General features: G+C 67.0%; 17 protein-coding genes. 11 read left to right on the forward strand and 6 right to left on the reverse strand.

Features of this window, described 5'->3' with window-relative positions:
* The 5 genes from AOZ53_RS19240 to AOZ53_RS19255 all read left to right on the forward strand — a co-directional run.
* Positions 1–2,095, forward strand: a 2,095-nt coding sequence (locus AOZ53_RS19240; RefSeq protein WP_156333439.1) for a phage tail tip fiber protein, incomplete at its 5' end; no start/stop codon positions are given.
* A 5-nt stretch (positions 2,096–2,100) separates the two neighbouring features.
* Positions 2,101–2,472, forward strand: coding sequence for a hypothetical protein (locus AOZ53_RS34255; protein WP_156333440.1), 372 nt, complete (start codon positions 2,101–2,103; stop codon positions 2,470–2,472).
* Complete coding sequence (locus AOZ53_RS19245) at positions 2,453–2,686, forward strand: hypothetical protein (protein WP_054488929.1); 234 nt, start codon at positions 2,453–2,455, stop codon at positions 2,684–2,686. The genes AOZ53_RS34255 and AOZ53_RS19245 overlap by 20 nt, the downstream gene beginning before the upstream one ends.
* Positions 2,683–3,279 (forward strand): tail assembly protein, encoded by a 597-nt coding sequence (locus AOZ53_RS19250; RefSeq protein ID WP_054488931.1) that lies wholly within the window; start codon positions 2,683–2,685, stop codon positions 3,277–3,279. Before AOZ53_RS19245 ends, AOZ53_RS19250 begins: the two co-directional genes overlap by 4 nt.
* A gap of 123 nt (positions 3,280–3,402) precedes the next feature.
* Complete coding sequence (locus AOZ53_RS19255) at positions 3,403–4,332, forward strand: LysR family transcriptional regulator (RefSeq protein ID WP_054488933.1); 930 nt, start codon at positions 3,403–3,405, stop codon at positions 4,330–4,332.
* Positions 4,333–4,335: 3 nt separating this feature from the next.
* Here AOZ53_RS19255 and AOZ53_RS19260 read toward each other — a convergent pair whose 3' ends face one another.
* The 3 genes from AOZ53_RS19260 to AOZ53_RS19270 are packed head-to-tail and all read right to left on the reverse strand — an operon-like array spanning position 4,336 to position 7,376.
* The gene (locus AOZ53_RS19260) at positions 4,336–5,154 is read right to left on the reverse strand and encodes an SDR family oxidoreductase (RefSeq protein WP_082385684.1); all 819 of its coding nucleotides are present in this window, start codon (positions 5,152–5,154) and stop codon (positions 4,336–4,338) included.
* Between the two features lie 33 nt (positions 5,155–5,187).
* On the reverse strand, positions 5,188–6,387 hold the full coding sequence (locus AOZ53_RS19265) for an ABC transporter substrate-binding protein (protein WP_054475652.1): 1,200 nt from the start codon (positions 6,385–6,387) through the stop codon (positions 5,188–5,190).
* A 53-nt stretch (positions 6,388–6,440) separates the two neighbouring features.
* Complete coding sequence (locus tag AOZ53_RS19270; RefSeq protein ID WP_054475654.1) at positions 6,441–7,376, reverse strand: 3,5-dioxohexanoate:acetyl-CoA acetone transferase; 936 nt, start codon at positions 7,374–7,376, stop codon at positions 6,441–6,443.
* 270 nt (positions 7,377–7,646) lie between these two features.
* Between AOZ53_RS19270 and AOZ53_RS19275 the strand changes: the two genes are divergently transcribed.
* From AOZ53_RS19275 to AOZ53_RS19295, 5 genes are all read left to right on the forward strand, one after another.
* Entirely contained in the window at positions 7,647–9,218 is a 1,572-nt protein-coding gene (locus AOZ53_RS19275; RefSeq protein ID WP_231690644.1) for a xylulokinase, read from the forward strand.
* A 149-nt stretch (positions 9,219–9,367) separates the two neighbouring features.
* The gene (locus AOZ53_RS19280) at positions 9,368–10,312 is read left to right on the forward strand and encodes an ABC transporter permease (protein ID WP_054429155.1); all 945 of its coding nucleotides are present in this window, start codon (positions 9,368–9,370) and stop codon (positions 10,310–10,312) included.
* A gap of 14 nt (positions 10,313–10,326) precedes the next feature.
* On the forward strand, positions 10,327–11,286 hold the full coding sequence (locus AOZ53_RS19285) for a sugar ABC transporter substrate-binding protein (protein WP_054488937.1): 960 nt from the start codon (positions 10,327–10,329) through the stop codon (positions 11,284–11,286).
* 45 nt (positions 11,287–11,331) lie between these two features.
* A complete protein-coding gene (locus AOZ53_RS19290) occupies positions 11,332–12,102 on the forward strand; it encodes an ATP-binding cassette domain-containing protein (protein ID WP_049076483.1) in 771 nt (256 codons plus the stop codon).
* A gap of 94 nt (positions 12,103–12,196) precedes the next feature.
* The gene (locus AOZ53_RS19295; protein WP_156333441.1) at positions 12,197–13,375 is read left to right on the forward strand and encodes a hypothetical protein; all 1,179 of its coding nucleotides are present in this window, start codon (positions 12,197–12,199) and stop codon (positions 13,373–13,375) included.
* A 110-nt stretch (positions 13,376–13,485) separates the two neighbouring features.
* Here AOZ53_RS19295 and AOZ53_RS19300 read toward each other — a convergent pair whose 3' ends face one another.
* The 3 genes from AOZ53_RS19300 to AOZ53_RS19310 all read right to left on the reverse strand — a co-directional run bounded on the left by AOZ53_RS19300 (position 13,486) and on the right by AOZ53_RS19310 (position 16,019).
* Entirely contained in the window at positions 13,486–13,767 is a 282-nt protein-coding gene (locus tag AOZ53_RS19300) for a peptidylprolyl isomerase (protein WP_006385706.1), read from the reverse strand.
* A gap of 215 nt (positions 13,768–13,982) precedes the next feature.
* Positions 13,983–14,774, reverse strand: coding sequence for an HNH endonuclease (locus AOZ53_RS33550; protein WP_197286502.1), 792 nt, complete (start codon positions 14,772–14,774; stop codon positions 13,983–13,985).
* Between the two features lie 228 nt (positions 14,775–15,002).
* Entirely contained in the window at positions 15,003–16,019 is a 1,017-nt protein-coding gene (locus AOZ53_RS19310; RefSeq protein WP_054429151.1) for an amino acid ABC transporter substrate-binding protein, read from the reverse strand.
* A gap of 294 nt (positions 16,020–16,313) precedes the next feature.
* Between AOZ53_RS19310 and AOZ53_RS19315 the strand changes: the two genes are divergently transcribed.
* Positions 16,314–16,637 carry a YXWGXW repeat-containing protein gene (locus AOZ53_RS19315; RefSeq protein ID WP_054475664.1) on the forward strand — a complete coding sequence of 108 codons (324 nt, stop codon included), beginning with the start codon at positions 16,314–16,316 and terminating at the stop codon, positions 16,635–16,637.
* Positions 16,638–16,665 lie beyond the last annotated feature (28 nt).

The following is a 16,665-nucleotide window of genomic DNA, read 5'->3' on the forward strand; positions in this document are numbered from 1 at the left end:
CCGCGTGGCCGACCAGCACCTGGCGGGCCGCCGCATCGGCGGCCGCATCCGTGAAGGCGAGATCAGCAAGATCACGGTCGATGCCGAACTCGGCGTGCGGCCGGGCGACCGCCTGACCGTCAACCTGCCCAACGGCCTGTCGGAAACCCGCGTGGTGGCGACGGCGGTGGGCACCGGCCTGACCGTGGACAACACCGTCTTCACCGTGGATTCGACCGAGCTGACCGCCGACCTGGTCGGCCTGCCCGGCACGGTGCTGCACATCACGGTCACCACGCCGTTCTCGCAGGCGCCGGAAGCCGAATGCGTGTGGACGCTGGAATCCGAGGCCCTGTCGGCGCAGACGTTCCGCGTGTTGAGCGTCAAGCGCAAGCAAGGCCTGGTGGCCGAGATCGCCGCCGTGCAGCACGAACCCGGCAAGTTCGACAACGTCGACTTCGGTACGCGGCTCGATCCCAAGCCGATCACCGTCGTGCCGCCGTCGGTGCAACCGGCCCCTGTGAACATCCGGCTGGCCTCGCGCTCGGTGATCGACCAGGGCCTGGCGCGGCACGTCGGCGTCATCAGCTGGGACGCGGCGGCCTCGGCCGTGGCCTACCAGGTGCAGTGGCGGCGCGACAATTCCGACTGGGTCGAGGCGGGCCGCACCGGCGCGCTGACGCTGGAATTGCCGGACATCCGCGCCGGCGCCTACGTGGCGCGGGTGCGGGCGATCAACGTGTCGGACATCTCGTCGGTGTGGGTCAATTCCACCGAGACGATGCTGGAAGGCGACATCGCGCCGCCGCCGGCGCTGGCGCTGCTGGCCACCAAACCCCTGGTGTTCGGCATCGACCTGCGCTGGGCCTTTCCGGAAGGGCGTTTCACCGCGCAGCGCACCGAGATCTGGTACAGCGCGTCCAACGACCGCGCCAGCGCCATCAAGCTGGGCGACTTCGCCTTCCCGCAAAGCGCCCATACCCTGATGGGCCTGGCGGCCGGCAAGCGCTTCTACTTCTGGGGCCGCATCGTCGCCCTGAACGGCGAGATCGGCGCCTGGTATCCGGGCGACCAGGGCGTGATGGGCGAATCCAGCTGGGAAGCCAGCGAAATCCTGGAATACCTGAACGGCAAGATCAGCCGCGACGAGCTGGCCCAGGAACTGACCGGCACCATCGACGGCCTGACCACCGGCCTGGATGAGACCCGCGCCGCGATCACGGCCGAGGAGACCAAGCGGGCCGATGCCGATGGGGCGCTGTCCTCGCGCGTCGACACGGTGATGGCGACCGCCAACGGCGCCGCCGCCGGCGTGCAGGAAACGCGCAATGCGCTGGTGGACGTGGACGGTCAGCTCAAGGCCACCTGGAGCATCAAGGCCCAGGTCACGAAGGACAAGCAGATCTACGCAGCCGGCATGTCGCTGGGGGCGTACAGCCAGCCCGACGGATCGATGCAGACCTCGGTGTACTTCCTGGCCGACCGGCTGGCGCTGCTGAACCTGGCCAACGGCGCGACGACCACGCCGTTCGTGATCGATAACGGGCAGACGTTCATCAACGATGCGGTCATCGGGACGGGCAGGATCACGAATGCGATGATCCGGAGCTTGAGCGCGGAGAAGATCAACGCAGGAGTGATGAGCGCCGAGCGCATCGATGTCGGGACGATTGCCGCACAGCTTGCCAACGTGGGGCAGGCGTATATCAAGCGTGCCAACATTCACGAAGCGCAGGTGGATACGCTGTCGATCGCTGGGAATGCTGTGACGATTCCCGTGTCGTGGTCCGGGCCTGGAGCCGGGACCCTCGTCATCAATAGCAACGTAGATGGTCCTGTTGTGGTGATTGCGTACCGGTCCGGCTACAGCGGCATGGCATCCAATTTGCGCATCTATGTCAATGGCGCCTTGATGGAGGAAGCCACGGGTTCCCATTCAGCCTGGCAGAGTGGCAGCGGGGACGGGAGTCAGCCTTGGGAATATACGAGCATGCCGCTTACCGCGGTAACCGTTGGGAATGCGATACGCGGCAACAACACCATCGTCGTGAATTCATCGAGTTCCGTGAGCAATGGCGCAAAGATCCGGATCGTGGCGCTGATGGTGAAAAGGTGAGAGGAATGAATATGTACATCGCATCGTTTTACGACTCGACGGGTCGGATTGTCGGCGTCATGCGTGGACCGCGCGAAAGCGTGGAGGCGACTTCGGCGGTGACGGGAGATCCCTTTGTCGAGGGAGAGGGCAATCCCGATCTGCAATATGTTCGGGAGAAAGCCCTCGCATCACGGCCGGAATCGCCCTCCATCCTGACGCGCCACACATTGTCGGCGTTGCCTGTCCCGTGCACGATCCGGATCGGCCGTGCTGTGTACCCGTGCACCGAGGCCGAAGTCGATCTGGAGTTTGGATCTCCCGGCACATTCCAGGTCACCGTCGAAGCCTGGCCCTATCTGAACAAGGAGTTCACCGTTGAAAATCCGCCACTATGAACCCTACGCGCCGCTGCGCGCCCGCGCCTATCCCGCCATCGGCGACCAGCTCGACGCGATCATGAAGTTCGCCGCGCACCTGCAGGCGTCGGGCCAGGCGCTGCCCGACGAGGTGACGAGCTGGGTGGCGCAATGCCGCGACGTCAAGCAGCGCTACCCGAAGCCGGCCGACGCCGCGGCCGGGCCGCAAGGACTGCCGGGGAGCCAGGCATGACCCAACCCCTCACCACCGTCCGCCTCTACGGCCGGCTGGGCGCGGAGTTCGGCCGGCTGCACCAGCTGGCCGTTTCCAGCACCGCCGAAGCGGTACGCGCGCTGTGCGTATTGCTGCCCGGCTTCGAAGCCCGCCTGCTCGACAGCGAATCCAGGGGCGTGCGCTACGCCTGCTTCCTTGGCCGCCGCAACCTGGACGAAAGCGAATTGGCGCGGCCGGCCGGCCGTGAAGACATCCGCATCGCGCCCATGCCCACCGGCGCCAAGCGCGGCGGCCTGATGCAGGTGGTGGTGGGCGTGGCGATGATCGTCGCGTCCTTCATCCCCGGCGTCAACGTCGCGTTGTGGGCGGGCGCCAGCACCTCGCTGATGACCATGGGCCTGGCGATGACGCTGGGCGGCGTGGTGCAGTTGCTCACGCCACAGCAACGGGCCCTGAGCGTCAAGGACGGGCCCGACAACGGCGCGTCGTACAACTTCAACGGCCCGGTCAACACCACGGCGCAGGGCAACCCCGTGCCGGTGCTGTATGGCGAGATGTTCGTGGGCAGCGCCACCATCTCGGCGGGTATCTACTCCGAAGACCAGGCGTGACGGCGATTCGCGGATGCCGGACGGTTGCCCGTCCGGTCCGCCTGCTCCTGGCGGCGTTCTCGACCTAGAATCAGGCATCGGGCGGAGCGAGCCTCCGCGCCAACAGGGGAGCCGCGATACCGCATGAAGCGCAACTTCAACATCCACGACCTGCGCATCTTCTACACCGTCGTCATGACCGGGTCCACCCGGCAGGCCGCGCAGGCCATGCACCTGACCCAGCCGGCCGTCAGCCACGCCATCTCGCGGCTCGAACAGGCGACCGGCGTGCAGTTGTTCGACCGGTCCCACAAGACGCTGCGGCCCACCGAGGCGGGGCAGTATCTGTACGGCGAGGCCAAGTTCGTGCTGGACGAATTGGTGCGCATCGACGAGGCGCTGCACAGCATCGAGCAGTTCGGCGGTCGCGGCCTGCGTATCGCCAGCTCGCCCGCGCTGGCCCTGTCCTATGCGCCGGACGCGGTGCGCCGCTATCTCGACGCCCACGGCACGCGGCCGTTCTCGATCGACCTGGAGTCGTCGGTACAGGCGATCAGCGCCGTCGACACCATGCGCGCGGATTTCGGGTTGGGCGCGGTGGCGCAGGAGAATTCCCGGCTGATGTTCCGGCCGTTCCTGCGCACCGAGGTCATGGCGATCGTGCATCGCGAGCATGCCCTGGCGCGTGGCGAGGTGGTGGCGGTGGCCGACATCCGTCCCGACAGCTACGTGCAGCCCTTGTGGTCCGACTACGTCATGCCGCAGGGCGACATCGCCGAGTCGATGCAGTTGCGTTCCGGCATGCGGGCGCATATGTCGCTGCTCGCCGGCACGGTGTGCGCGGTGCGGGGCGTCAGCATGGTCAACGCGCTGTCGGCCTCCGACATCACGGCGGCCTATCCCGACCTGGTGGCGCTGCCGCTGGCCTCGCGCCAATGGTTCGATTTCGTGTTGATCGCGCGCAACGAGGCCGCCAGCCGGGAGTCAGTCGAGCACCTGCTCCAGGCCTTGCACGCGGCCGCCCGGCAGCGGCAGCAGGGCGTGTATGCGCGGACCGTCCAGCTGTTGGCGTAGGGGCTAGTCCGTGGGTGGCTGCCAGGGCAGCGATTGCAGATCGCCGTCGATGCTGATGGCCTGGCCGCTGACCATCGCCCCGAACGGGCTGGCCAGGAACAGCGCCATGTTGGCGATGTCCGCCGCGCGCACGAATTGCCCCAGGCTGACGCCGGCCAGCTCCAGCCGGGTCTCCTCGGCCACCGTCACGCCCATGTTGCGGGCGCGGGCCTCGATGACCCGGTCGATGCGGGGGCCGGCCACCAGGCCGGGCAGCAGTGCGTTGACGCGGATGCCGTAGCCGCCCAGCTCGACCGCCAGCGAACGGGTCAGGCCGACCACGCCCCACTTGGTGGCGGCATAGGGCGTGCGCATCGGCACGCCCATGCGGCCGGCGACCGAGCTGATGTTGATGATGCTGCCGCCGCCCGCTTCGCGCAGCGCCGGCAGCGCGTGCCGCACGGTGTGGAACTGCGCGGCCAGGTTGATGTCCAGCGTGGCGTCCAGGTCTTGCGGGGCGATGTCGCCGATGCCGGCGGTCGGCCCGGCGATGCCGGCATTGTTCACCAGGACGTCGAGTCCGCCCAGGTGCGACAGCGCTTCGCCCATGTAGCGGTCGATCTCGTCGCGCCGGCTCACGTCGGCGCGCGACCAGGGATGCGGGCAGGCCACCAGCGCGCGCTCGTCCACATCGCATACATGCACCCGCGCGCCACGCGCCGCGAAAGCGCCGGCGATGGCGGCGCCGATGCCGGCCGCGCCGGCCGTGACGATGACGCGTTTGCCGGCCAGGTCCACGGGCAGGGCGCCGATGTCCGCCGGGATGGGATTTTTGACAGTCATGCAGGTTCCTTGCTCATGGCGATCCGGGCAGGATCAGGGCTTCATCAGGCGGCAGGTCGATTCGGCCGGCGAGGTATAGATCTGGTCGCCCGGCGCGCGCGCCACCAGCTTGTAGTAGTCCCACGGGCCTTTCGATTCCGCCGGCGTCTTCACCTGCATCAGGAACATGTCATGCACCATCAGGCCGTCGGCGCGGATCCTGCCGTCTTTCACGAAGAAATCGTTCACCGGGTTGGCCTTCAGCCACTTCATCACCGTGTCGCCATCGGTACTGCCGGTGGCGGCCACGGCCTTCAGGTAGGTGGTGGTGGCCGAGTAGTCGCCGGCCTGCAGCATCGACGGCTTCTTCTTCATTTTCTCCTCGAAGCGCGCCGCCCACTGGCGCGACGCGTCGTCCTGGTCCCAATACCAGGCCGTGGTCAGGTACATGCCCTGCGCGGCCGGCAGGCCGAGCGCGTGGATGTCGGTGATCAGCACCAGCAGGCCGGCGATCTTCATCTTCGGCGTCAGGCCGAACTCGGCCGCCGCCTTGACGGCATTGCTGGTGTCGCTGGCGGAGTTGGCCAGCCCCAGCACCGAGGCGCCCGAGGCCTGCGCCTGCAGGATGAAGGACGAGAAGTCCGCCGTGTTCAGCGGATGGCGCACGCGCCCTTTGACCGTTCCGCCCTCGGCCTGCACGACGGTCGAAGCGTCCCGTTCCAGCGCCTGCCCGAAAGCGTGATCCACCGTCAGGAAGAACCAGTCCTTGTTGCCTTCCTTGAGCATCGCCCGCGCCGTGCCGCGCGCCAGCGACACCGTGTCGTAGACATAGTGCACGGTGTAGGGCGTGCATTGCGAATTGGTCAGTTCCGAGGCGCCGGCGCTCACCACGAAGAATGGCGTCTTCTTCTCTTCGGCCACCTTGGCCATGGCCAGCGCCGCCGCCGAGTTGGCGCCAGCGATCAGCATGGTCACGCCCTTCTGGTCGAGCCACTCGCGCGCCCGCGACGAGGCGATGTCTGCGCGGTTCTGGTGGTCGGCCACCAGCACCTCGACCTTCTTGCCCGCCACCACGCCGCCCAGGTCGGCCACCGCCATCTTGATGGCCTCGGCGCCGCCTGGGCCGTCGGCGTCCGCCGACAGGCCCGACATGTCGGTGATGAAGCCGATGCGGATCACGCCGTCATCGGCTCGCGCCGCGCCCGTCCAGCCCAGCACGGCGGCCAGCGCGGCCGCGCACAGTGTCTTTTTCATGGTTGTCTCCTCGATCCCGCGGATCTTGTTGTGGTGGGTGGCCCCGCCGCCGCTCAGAACGCGACGTCGCGGCCGCCCTTCAGTTGCAGGGTCGCGCGCGCCTCGTCGGGCGTGGCGATCTGCAGCGACAGGTCCTCCAGGATGCGGCGGATGCGCCGCACCTGGTCGGCGTTGGAGCGCGCCAGTTCCCCCGGCCCGTCCCACAACGAATCCTCCAGCCCCACGCGCACGTTGCCGCCCATCGTGGCCGCCATCGTCGCCAGCGGCGTCTGCTTGCGTCCGGCCGCCAGCACCGACCAGGTGTAGTCGGCGCCGAACAGGCGGTCGGCGGTGCGCTTCATCATCATCACGTCTTCGGGGTGCGTGCCGATACCGCCACGGATGCCGAACACGGACTGGATCAGGAAAGGCGGCTTGAGCAGCTTGCGGTCGACGAAATGGGCCGCGGTGTACAGGTGGCCGATGTCGTAGCACTCGATCTCGAAGCGCGTGCCGTTGTCGCCGCAGGCCGTCAGGATGTGCTCGATGTCCTTGAAGGTGTTCTTGAAGATCAGGTCGTTGCTGCCTTCCAGGTAGGGGCGTTCCCAGGTGTGCGAGAACGTCTTGAAGCGCTCCAGCAGTTCGTACATGCCGAAGTTCATCGAACCCATGTTCAGTGACGCGACTTCCGGCTTGAAGCGCAGCGCCGGCGCCATGCGGTCGGCCAGCGGCAGCACCGGCGACCCGCCCGTGGTGATGTTGATCACCACATCGGACGCGGCCTTGATGCGCGGCAGGAACTGCGCGTATAGCGCCGGGTCCTGTGTTGGCTGGCCCGTGTCCGGCTGGCGCGCGTGCAAGTGCACGATGGCGGCGCCGGCCTCGGCCGCCTCGATGGCGGAGCGGGCGATCTCGTCGGGCGTGACGGGCAGGTGCGGCGACATCGACGGCGTATGGACCGAGCCGGTGATGGCGCAGGTGATGATGACCTTGTTCCTGGATGGCTTCATGGGCCTGGACCTCTTGGATGTGGGGCCCGGCTGTCTCCCGCCAGGCGCAGGCCATTCTGTCGCACGCCGCCGGCCGCTGTCACCTGAACAGAAATTATCAATTGATAGGGAATCCGGTGCTGCGGCGCAGCGTAGGGAGGGCCGGCGATGGGAAGGTGCGGGATTGGGGGCAGGGGGCCGTGCCATCGATTCCATTGATGCGCCGGAAGGGGCGTTTTCGTAATATGCCGGTTCCGGCGCGCCCGTCCCTTTGCCTTTTCGATCGATGTCATGAATGCTTCTGTGAACTACGTCCTCGCGGTGGACCTGGGCGGCACGCGCTTTCGCGCGGCGCTGGTCGACGGGGAGGGCGGCATCGCCCATTCCTGCTTCATCGACAGCCCGGCGGGTGTTGCGCTTCAGCCCGGTTGGGATGAGATCGACGCCGACGCGTGGTGGCGCGGCCTGCAGGCGCTGGCGGACACCCTGGTGGCGCAGGCCGGCGCGGCGGCTTTCGATGCGGTCCAGGCCATTGCCATCTGCGGCGTCACGCGCACGCAGGTGTTCGTGGACGCGCAGGGCGCGGCCATCCGGCCGGCCATCACCTGGCGCGATACGCGGGCGGCGGTGGACCTGCCCGAATGGCTGTCGTCGCTGCCGGCCGGCCATCCGGAAAGCGGACAGATCAACGCCTTCCATCCCTGGGCCCGCATCGCCTGGTTGCTGCGCAAGGAACCGGCGCACGCGGCCCGTGTGCGGACGGTGCTGGATCCCAAGGATTACCTCAACCTGCGCCTGACCGGCCGGGCGGCCAGCGACACGGTCTCGCTGGCGCGCCTGGCGGCTTCGGCGGCGCTTGGCCCGGTAGCCGCCGGGCAGGCGTCTCCGCCCGTCGCGGATGTGCCGGCCGCGGCGGCGCCTGCCGGCGACCTGCTGACCGCCATCGGCGCCGGTCCCGCCTGGTTGCCCGACCTGCTCGATCCCCTGGACATCGTCGGCCCGGTGCGGCCCGGGCTGCCGGGCGCGCTGGCCCGCCTGGCCGGCCGTCCCGTGATCGCCTGCGCCAACGACACCTGGGCCGCCGTCGCCGGCCTGGGCGCGCTGCGCCCGGGATACGCCTACAACATCTCGGGCACCACCGAAGTGTTCGGCGCGGTGGGCGCCGAGCCGGTGCGTGCCGAGGGCCTGATGACCGTGGATTGGGGCGGCGGCCATCACCAGGTCGGCGGGCCGGGCCAGAATGGCGCCGACACCATTGCCTGGCTGTTGCCCTTGCTGGGCCGCCTGGGCGCTGAAGGCATGGCCGGCGTCGGCCCGGCGATGGATGCCCTGCTTGGCGCGCCGCGCGATCCGCAGCCGGCCCTGTTCCTGCCATACCTGCAGGGCGAGCGCGTGCCTTACTGGGATCCGCACCTGCGCGGCGCCTTTGTCGGCCTGAACCGCCGCCATGGTCCGGGCGACCTGGCCTGGGCCGTGCTGGAAGGCGTGGCGTTCCTGAACCGCATCGTGCTGGAGCGCGCCGAGGCCGCGCTGGGGCAGCCCGTGGCCGAAATCCGTTTCGGCGGCGGCGCCGCGTCCAATTCGCGGTGGTGCCAGGCCAAGGCCGATATCTGCGAGCGTCCCGTCATCGTCGGCCAGGCCGACCAGCCCGGCATTCTTGGCGCGGCGGCCGCGGCCTGGACCGGGGTGGGGCGTTACGCCAGCTTCGCGGCGGCGCAGGACGCGCTGGCGCGCGTCGCCCGGCGCTACGAGCCTCGGCCCGAGCGCGTCGCCGCCTATCGGCGGCTGTACGCTCAATTCCGCGCCGCCGAGGCCGCGCTGGCGCCCGTGTCGCACGCATTGGCGGCCCTGCGGCTGGGGTAAAACCCTAGGCGCGATCCGGCGCGCCCCGGTGCCGGCGCGCGTGTGCCGGGTATACACTACGACGCCACAGGCCTGGACGACGATCCGGCCGGCAGGCGAGGCGCGGCAAGGCGCGCGCGCCATCAATCACATGCAGCAAGGGCGAGGCGATGCGCGGCATCCTGGAAAAGTACGGCACGGCAATTGCGGGATTGGTCCTGGTGGGCTTTTTCGCGATAGCCGCCCCGAACTTCGCCGCGCCCGGCAATCTGCTGAACATCGCCAAGGAAACCAGCTTCCTGGCCATCATCGCCATCGGCTTCACGCTGGCGCTGGTGACCGCGGAACTGGACCTGTCCGTGGCCGACGTGGCCAGCCTGGCCGCCGTGGTCACCGGCGCCCTGGTGCACACCGGCCAGCCCGTGTTGCTGGCCATCGCCGCCGGCCTGGGCGTCGGCCTGTTCTGCGGCCTCTTCAATGGCTTTGCCGTCACCCGGCTGCGGGTTCCCTCCCTGATCGCCACGCTCGGCATGGCCGCCATGGCGCGCGGCTTCGCCTTCATGCTGACGGACGGCGTCTCGTACGTGGGCCGCTGGCCCGCCGCCTTCACCGACCTGGCGCGCGGCAAGCCTTTCGGCATTCCCGCGCTGGTGCTGTGGATGGTGGGCGCGGTGCTGTTCGCCTTCTTCCTGGTCAAGTGGACCCGCACCGGCGCCCGCATGACCGCCACCGGCGAGGCTGGCGAGTCCGCCCGCCTGGCAGGCATCAACATCCGCGCCATGAAAAGCATCGGCCTGGCGCTGTCCGGCCTGTGCGCCGGCCTGGCCGCCGTGCTGCTGACTTCCAGCCTGTCGTCCGCCGCGCCCAACATGGCCGGCGACTATTTCCTGTACGCCATCGCCGCCGTGCTGCTGGGCATGACCATGTTCAATCCCGGCCATGCCAACATTCCCGGCACGCTGGTGGCCGCGCTGATCCTCAAGGTCCTGGGCAACGGCCTGGTGCTGATGGGCGCGGCCTATTACGTGCAGGACATCGTCCTTGGCTTCATCATCGTCGCGTCCGTCGCGGTGTCATCGGCCGTGCTCAAGAAAGCGGCCTTCAAATTCGGATAGGAAGGGGAAACAGCATGAACCGATTCTTCAAGCGCACGCTGCTGCTGGGCGCATTCGCCGCACAGGCGCTGGCCGCTAGCGCCGCGCACGCGTTCGACGTCGGCGTGGTGGCCTTCCAGATGTCCTCGGAAACCCATGCGCGCGCCGCCAACGCGGCCGCGCAAGCCGCCCGCGCCAAGGGCTGGACCGTGACGCAGCTGAACGCCGAGGGCTCGCTGCCCAAGCTGGCCGAGCAGCTCGACACGCTGGTCAACAAGAAGGTCGATGCCATCGTCATCGCCATGGGCAAGCCGGTCGAGACCGACGCCCAGCTGCAGGCCGCTAAGGAAAAGGGCATCGCCGTGGTCGGCGTCATGTCCGGCGCCAGCCCGCACATGCTGTTCGACGTCGAGGTCAATGAATACGCCACCGGCGCGCAATCGGTGCTGTACCTGCTGGGCAAGATGGGCTACCAGGGCAACATCCTGTCGGCCCGCTTCGACGGCAATTCCGGCACCCGCATCCGCGGCAAGATGCTCGACGCGGTGCTGTCGGAAAACACCGCCGTCAAGGACCTGGCCAAGTTCAGCATGGCGCGCACGCAAAGCTGGCGCGACGACGTGCGCAACGGCATGCAGGCGCTGTTCCTGCGCAACCAGGGGCAGTTCAAGGGCGTCTGGGCCTCGTTCGACGGCCAGGCCTACGTGATTGACGACCTGCTGCAGGCGCAAGGCATGAAGAAGGGCGACATCACGCTGGTGTCGGTCGACGGCGGCCCGGAGACCTATCGCCGCATCGCCGATCCCGGCAGCCTCATCACCGCCACCATGATGATTCCGTTCGAGCAACTGGGCGTCACCGCCATCGACGCGATTGACCGCATCGTCGTCAAGAAAGAGCCCAAGGACAAGATCGCGTCCGGCCCCTACCTATTCATGGACTCGGTGCTGGTCGATGCCAGCAACGTGCAGCAATTCCTGACCCCCGCCAAATAGGCCCACGGCAGGCGGCGTGCCGCGTCGCCTGCCGCCGCATCCTTCATGTCCGCTTCCGCCACCATGACCGCCGCTCCGCCCGCCGCGCTATCGCTCCGCCAAGTCCGCAAGTCCTACGGCGCCGTCGAGGCCCTGAAGGGCGTCGACCTGGAGGTGCCGGCGGGCCGCGTCATGGCCATCTGCGGCGACAACGGCGCGGGCAAGTCCACGCTGATCCGCATCATCTCGGGCGCCCAGGCGCCCACGGGCGGCGAGTTGAGCCTGGATGGCAAGCCGGTGGTGTTCGGCTCGCCGCATGACGCGCTGGCGCAGGGCATCGCCACCATCTACCAGGACCTGGCGCTGGCGCCGCGCCTGTCCATCTGGGAAAACGTCTTCATGGGCGCCGAACTGGTGCGCCGCATCGGCCCGCTGCGCGTGCTCGACAAGCGCCGCATGGCGCAGGAGGCGCGCGGCTACCTGCAACGCCTGTCGGTGCCGATCGACGACATGGACCGCCCGGTCGAACGCATGTCGGGCGGCCAGCGCCAGGCCGTGGCCATCGCGCGGGCGCTGCGCTGGGATGCGCGCGTCGTCATCATGGACGAGCCCACCGCCGCGCTCGGCGTCAAGGAAACCGCGCTGGTCCTGAACCTGGTGCGCAAGCTGCGCGAGGAAGGGCGCACCGTCATCCTGATCAGCCACAACATGGCCGACGTGGTCGCGCTGGCCGACCGCGTCGCGATTCTCAAGAGCGGCGTCAAGGTCGTCGAGCGCGACGTGGCGGGCCTGGACGCCGACGCGCTGGCGCACATGGTGATGACGGGCAAGGCCTGATCGTCCGGGGCGGACAAAGTCAGGTGCAAACTTCACAGACCTTCACACGGATCCTGCGTAGCATTGGCGTGTCTCGTTCCCGAATGCCGCATCAATGACTCCCTACGCCGTCTTTCGCGTCGGCCGCCCGCCTCGACGCCCGCTGCGCTCGCGTGCCGCGGGCGTCTTGCTGCTGACTTGCGCCCTGGCGCTGCGGGGCGTCGCCGCCGCGGTGGCGGCGGGCGCCCCTGACGTCACCGTCACCGCTGTTTCGCCGGCCCGTTGCATGCGTATCCTGCTGCAACAGCAGGACGACCGCCTGACGCTGCAATCGGACTACGACGCGACCACGCAGACCGTCATCCCCGAGCGGTCGGCCGGGATCCTGTCCAAGGAATTCCGCCGCGTCTACGACATGCTGGAAGAGAACCGGCGGCTCGACGGCCGCTTCGACGCCCGCATGGCGATCCTGTCGCACGAACTGCTGGGACCGCTGCTGCCGTCGCTGCGCAAGGCGCCGTGCGTCATCTTCGAGATCCAGCCGACCTCCATGCACTTCGCGCTCGATCTGCTGCCGGTCGACGGCACGCCGTTGTTCGTGCAGAAGCCGGTCGCGTTCCGCTTCGCGGCGGCGGCCGGGACGCCCGAGGGCAATGCCGCGCCCGAATCTCGTCTGTCGCCCGCCGCGCCCGCGGCGGCTGCGGCCGCCGGCGCACGTCCCCGCGCCGCCGCCTTCGGCCCTGAAGCCCGCGGCCTGATCCTGCGGGATCCCGAGACCGATCCCGACGACGGCACCGGCGACGTGCGCCGCCTCTACCCCAGCTCGACCTTCCAGCTCACCACCACCGCCACGCCCGACATGTTCGCGCGCAGCCGCTACGATTTCCTGCTGATCAGCGGCGAAGGCGTCGTCAGTCCCACCTGGGGGCGGCCGGAAAAAGACGAGAACGACGCCATCGGCCTGGGCGAGGACGACATGTACCCCAAGGACCTGCAGGGCGCCGCCTTCGACCTGGTCTATTTCGACGCCAGCCAGCTCGGCATGAGCAAGGCCTTCGTCGACGCCGCGCGCCGTTGCGGCGCCCATCACTACCTGGCCCCCATCATCAGCAACGAGTCCGGCAATTCCTCGACCCTGATGCTGCGCTACTTCTTCGGCGGCACCCGCCAGGGCGAGGCGCCCATGGAGGCGCTGTATCGCGCCCGCAAGCGGATCTACCAGGAGTTCGAGGGCAAGGTGAACCGCACCGAGCAGATCTACTACGCGTATCCGTTCCGGTTGTATCTGCTGTAAGAGGGAGGGGGCGGGTTCCCGCCTGCGCCGCAGGCCGTCTGGCGGCTTTCAAAAAAAACCGCCGCCGGCATTGCGCCGGCGGCGGTCTCTGGACCTGCTGGGGCGAGGACTCAGTCCTTGCGGCTGGTCACTTCGACCAGGTGATAACCGAACTGGGTCTTCACCGGGCCCTGGACTTCGCCGACGGGGGCGCTGAACACCACGGTGTCGAATTCCTTGACCATCTGGCCCGGGCCGAACGTGCCCAGGTTGCCGCCGTCGCGGCTGGACGGGCAGCTCGAGTTTTCCTTGGCCAGCTGGGCGAAGTCGGCGCCGTTTTCGATGGCGGTCTTCAGTTCGTTGGCCTTGGCTTCGGTCGAAACCAGGATGTGGCGGGCGGAGGCTTGTGCCATGTTGGGCTCCTTGCGGGGGGAATGATTGGGGTGGGGAGAGTAACGCATTTGGGCGGACTTGCTACGACGCCATCATAAACGGGCGGGGGCATGCGGTGCCTAAAGGCGCTTTGTTTAGCCCACTTCCTTTACGTCAAACGGTAACTGCCGTGTTGTTGAAGTTGACGGGCGGAACTTATGACGTTGCGAGAGGCGCGGGCTTCTTGTCTGTGTCTTCAGGGTGAGAGATTTGACCGTAATAGCGCTCGAACCTCCGGTACGCTGAGCCATTGGCGGGTTGCGTGAACCATCCTATGACAATTTGCACAAAGAAGAGCCAGGTCGGAGACACTAGTCTTGTGATCTTCAGCCACCGTATGCAGCGGCTTTGTATGGTGTACCTCGATAAAGCCTTCGCCACGAACGCCATAGGTTTCCTTGAAGTCGAAACCACAAGCTTCACAGGCAAGGCGTCCGTGCTGCTTTTGTGCAGCTTGTTTCGCTTTTTTAACCAATTCGCTATCGCGCTCGCGATAGCGGTGCATGCGAGTCAATATGCGCCCCTCAGGGGCTTCGTAAGCCTCGTCGTCTTCTAGCCGCGGCAAGTCTTTATAGCTGCTGGCTTTTCGTATCGCGTTACTGACCAAGGCCAGCTGACTCGTATTAGACGAAAAGAGATCCCAGACAACCTGTTCGTCTTTATTCCCTCGGGCTAGCCCCTTCTTTCCGCTCTCCAGATATAACGGGTCGAGACGGCGAAAGTTCATCAGCTTCATGTACACGCCGTTGGTGTTGCGATATGTGGTCGCTGCTGACTTCCCCAAAGATTCTGCCATTCTGTTCAGCAGCGTCGAGAGGTCGGAGACTTCAACGCTGCCATGGCTTGGAAGATTGGATCGGCGCTTCATGTACAAATCCAACGCGAGGATCAGTTCGTCGCGCGTCCAGGGTGGATTACGCATTTTTTTTGAAACGTCAGGGAAAGTGGCGGTCTTTTCGAATTGGCCTCGAGTAAAGATCAGGCGCAATAGCTGTATTCGGAAAGCCTAGATTTCGATGGGCACTACCAATTGCAGATTTCCTGCAGTCCGATGTTGTGCTGTTGGGTGCATGTTACTCGGTCCTAGTTAGAAATCTGTCATGAGTAGGTGTAGCGGCGATTCCGCTTCGCTTGGGCCCTTTTTTAGGCGTGAAATGTGAACACCCATGTAAAACGGGCGCCTCAAGCGCCCGTTTCTCCATTCAGGTATGCCGCGTCACCGCACCGGCCATCCATACATCAGCCCGCCATTCCGATACGACGCATTCAACCCCCGCGCCAGCTTCAGCGGGCTGGTCTCGCCAAGATTCTTCTCGAAGCTCTCGCCGTAATTGCCGATCTGCTTGATGACGTTGTAGGCCCACTTGTCATCCACGCCCAGGTTCTTGCCCATCCCCGGCGTCACGCCCAGCAGGCGTTGCACGTTGGGGTTGGTGCTCTTGAGCATCTCGTCCACGTTCTTCGAGGTGACACCGTATTCCTCGGCCTCCAGCATCGCGAACATGGTCCAGCGGACCACGTTGAACCATTGCTCGTCGCCCTGGCGCACCATGGGGCCCAGCGGTTCCTTGGAGAAGTTCTCCGGCAGGATGTCGTATTTCTCGGGGTTTTCGAGATTGGTGCGGGCGGCGGCCAGTTGCGACTTGTCGCCGGTGAAGGCGTCGCAGCGGCCCACCGCGAAGGCGCGGACGATTTCATCCATGCGCTCGACCACCACCGGCTTGAAGGCGATGTTCTGCGAGCGGAACCAGTCGGACAGATTCAGTTCGGTGGTGGTGCCGGGCTGCACGCAGACGGTGGCGCCGTCCAGCTCCTTGGCGCTTTTCACGTTCAGGGACTTGTTCACCATGATGCCCTGACTGTCGTAGTAGTTCACGCCTACGCCGATCAGGCCCAGGGTGGTGTCGCGCGTCATGACCAGGGTGGTGTTGCGCGGCAGGACGTCGACTTCGCCGGACTGCAGGGCGGTGAAGCGCTGCACCGCGCTGACGGCCATGATCTTGGACTTGGAGGCATCGCCGAACATGGTCACGGCCAGCGCGCGGCACAGGTCCACGTCCAGGCCCATCCAGCCGCCCTTGCTGTCATTGACCGAGAAGCCGGCCACGCCGGTGGACACGCCGCACTGCACGAAGCCTTTGTTCTTGACGTTCTCGAACGTCACGCCCGCGCTGGCGCCCCACGACGAGAGAAGGAGCGCGGCGCCTGCCGCGACGGTAGTCAGTGCTTTCATGGTGTCTCCGCGCGGGCGCGCAACTTATGGGTCTATGTCCGCCGACAGGCGGAAATGCGGCGAATGGTATCGGCCGGGCCTGAGGCGGAGAATCGGGGAATTCCCCTTAAATCCACTGTGCGGAATTTACGGGGCCGGATGGCCCTGGGTGGGGCGCGTGGCGGAAGCGTCGCCACGGTGCGAAATCCACTGAAACCATCTGCCCATGGTGCGTAACCATTTCGATAATCCCTTCCGCGCACACTGGCCTCACCGCGTCCGCATTGGCGGACGCGACTGCGAGGGAGATGCATCATGAAGAATCTAGTCAAAGCCGCGATGACCGCGGGTGCCGCGGTGGTCCTGTCCCTGGGGGCGCTCTCTGTGCCCGGCGTCGCGCAGGCCGGCGTGGCCATCAGCATCGACGTGGCGCCGCCGCCTCCCCGCGTGGAAGTCGTGCCGCCGCCGCGCGTGGGCTACGTGTGGGCGCCGGGCCATTGGGAATGGGTCGGCGGGCGCCACGCGTGGGTCGGCGGCGTGTGGATGCCGGCGCGGCCGGGCTACGTGTATCACGGGCCGGAGTGGCGCCAGCGGCATGGGCATTGGGTGTATTACGAGGGGCGCTGGGGGCGCCATTGAGATCGCGCCTGGCGTGAGGGAATGGTCA

The sequence above is a fragment of the Achromobacter sp. 2789STDY5608621 genome, from assembly GCF_001299375.1.
GTDB classification, from domain to species: domain Bacteria; phylum Pseudomonadota; class Gammaproteobacteria; order Burkholderiales; family Burkholderiaceae_B; genus Achromobacter; species Achromobacter insuavis.

Coding starts and splice junctions, on each gene's coding strand:
- AOZ53_RS19270 (WP_054475654.1), bottom strand. CDS start 7,376: ATGAAGCCATCCAGGAACAAGGTCATCATCACCTGCGCCATCACCGGC.
- AOZ53_RS19260 (WP_082385684.1), bottom strand. CDS start 5,154: ATGACTGTCAAAAATCCCATCCCGGCGGACATCGGCGCCCTGCCCGTG.
- AOZ53_RS19290 (WP_049076483.1), top strand. CDS start 11,332: ATGTCCGCTTCCGCCACCATGACCGCCGCTCCGCCCGCCGCGCTATCG.
- AOZ53_RS19310 (WP_054429151.1), bottom strand. CDS start 16,019: ATGAAAGCACTGACTACCGTCGCGGCAGGCGCCGCGCTCCTTCTCTCG.
- AOZ53_RS19315 (WP_054475664.1), top strand. CDS start 16,314: ATGAAGAATCTAGTCAAAGCCGCGATGACCGCGGGTGCCGCGGTGGTC.
- AOZ53_RS34255 (WP_156333440.1), top strand. CDS start 2,101: ATGAATATGTACATCGCATCGTTTTACGACTCGACGGGTCGGATTGTC.
- AOZ53_RS19285 (WP_054488937.1), top strand. CDS start 10,327: ATGAACCGATTCTTCAAGCGCACGCTGCTGCTGGGCGCATTCGCCGCA.
- AOZ53_RS19275 (WP_231690644.1), top strand. CDS start 7,647: ATGAATGCTTCTGTGAACTACGTCCTCGCGGTGGACCTGGGCGGCACG.
- AOZ53_RS19280 (WP_054429155.1), top strand. CDS start 9,368: ATGCGCGGCATCCTGGAAAAGTACGGCACGGCAATTGCGGGATTGGTC.
- AOZ53_RS19255 (WP_054488933.1), top strand. CDS start 3,403: ATGAAGCGCAACTTCAACATCCACGACCTGCGCATCTTCTACACCGTC.
- AOZ53_RS19265 (WP_054475652.1), bottom strand. CDS start 6,387: ATGAAAAAGACACTGTGCGCGGCCGCGCTGGCCGCCGTGCTGGGCTGG.
- AOZ53_RS19300 (WP_006385706.1), bottom strand. CDS start 13,767: ATGGCACAAGCCTCCGCCCGCCACATCCTGGTTTCGACCGAAGCCAAG.
- AOZ53_RS19250 (WP_054488931.1), top strand. CDS start 2,683: ATGACCCAACCCCTCACCACCGTCCGCCTCTACGGCCGGCTGGGCGCG.
- AOZ53_RS19295 (WP_156333441.1), top strand. CDS start 12,197: ATGACTCCCTACGCCGTCTTTCGCGTCGGCCGCCCGCCTCGACGCCCG.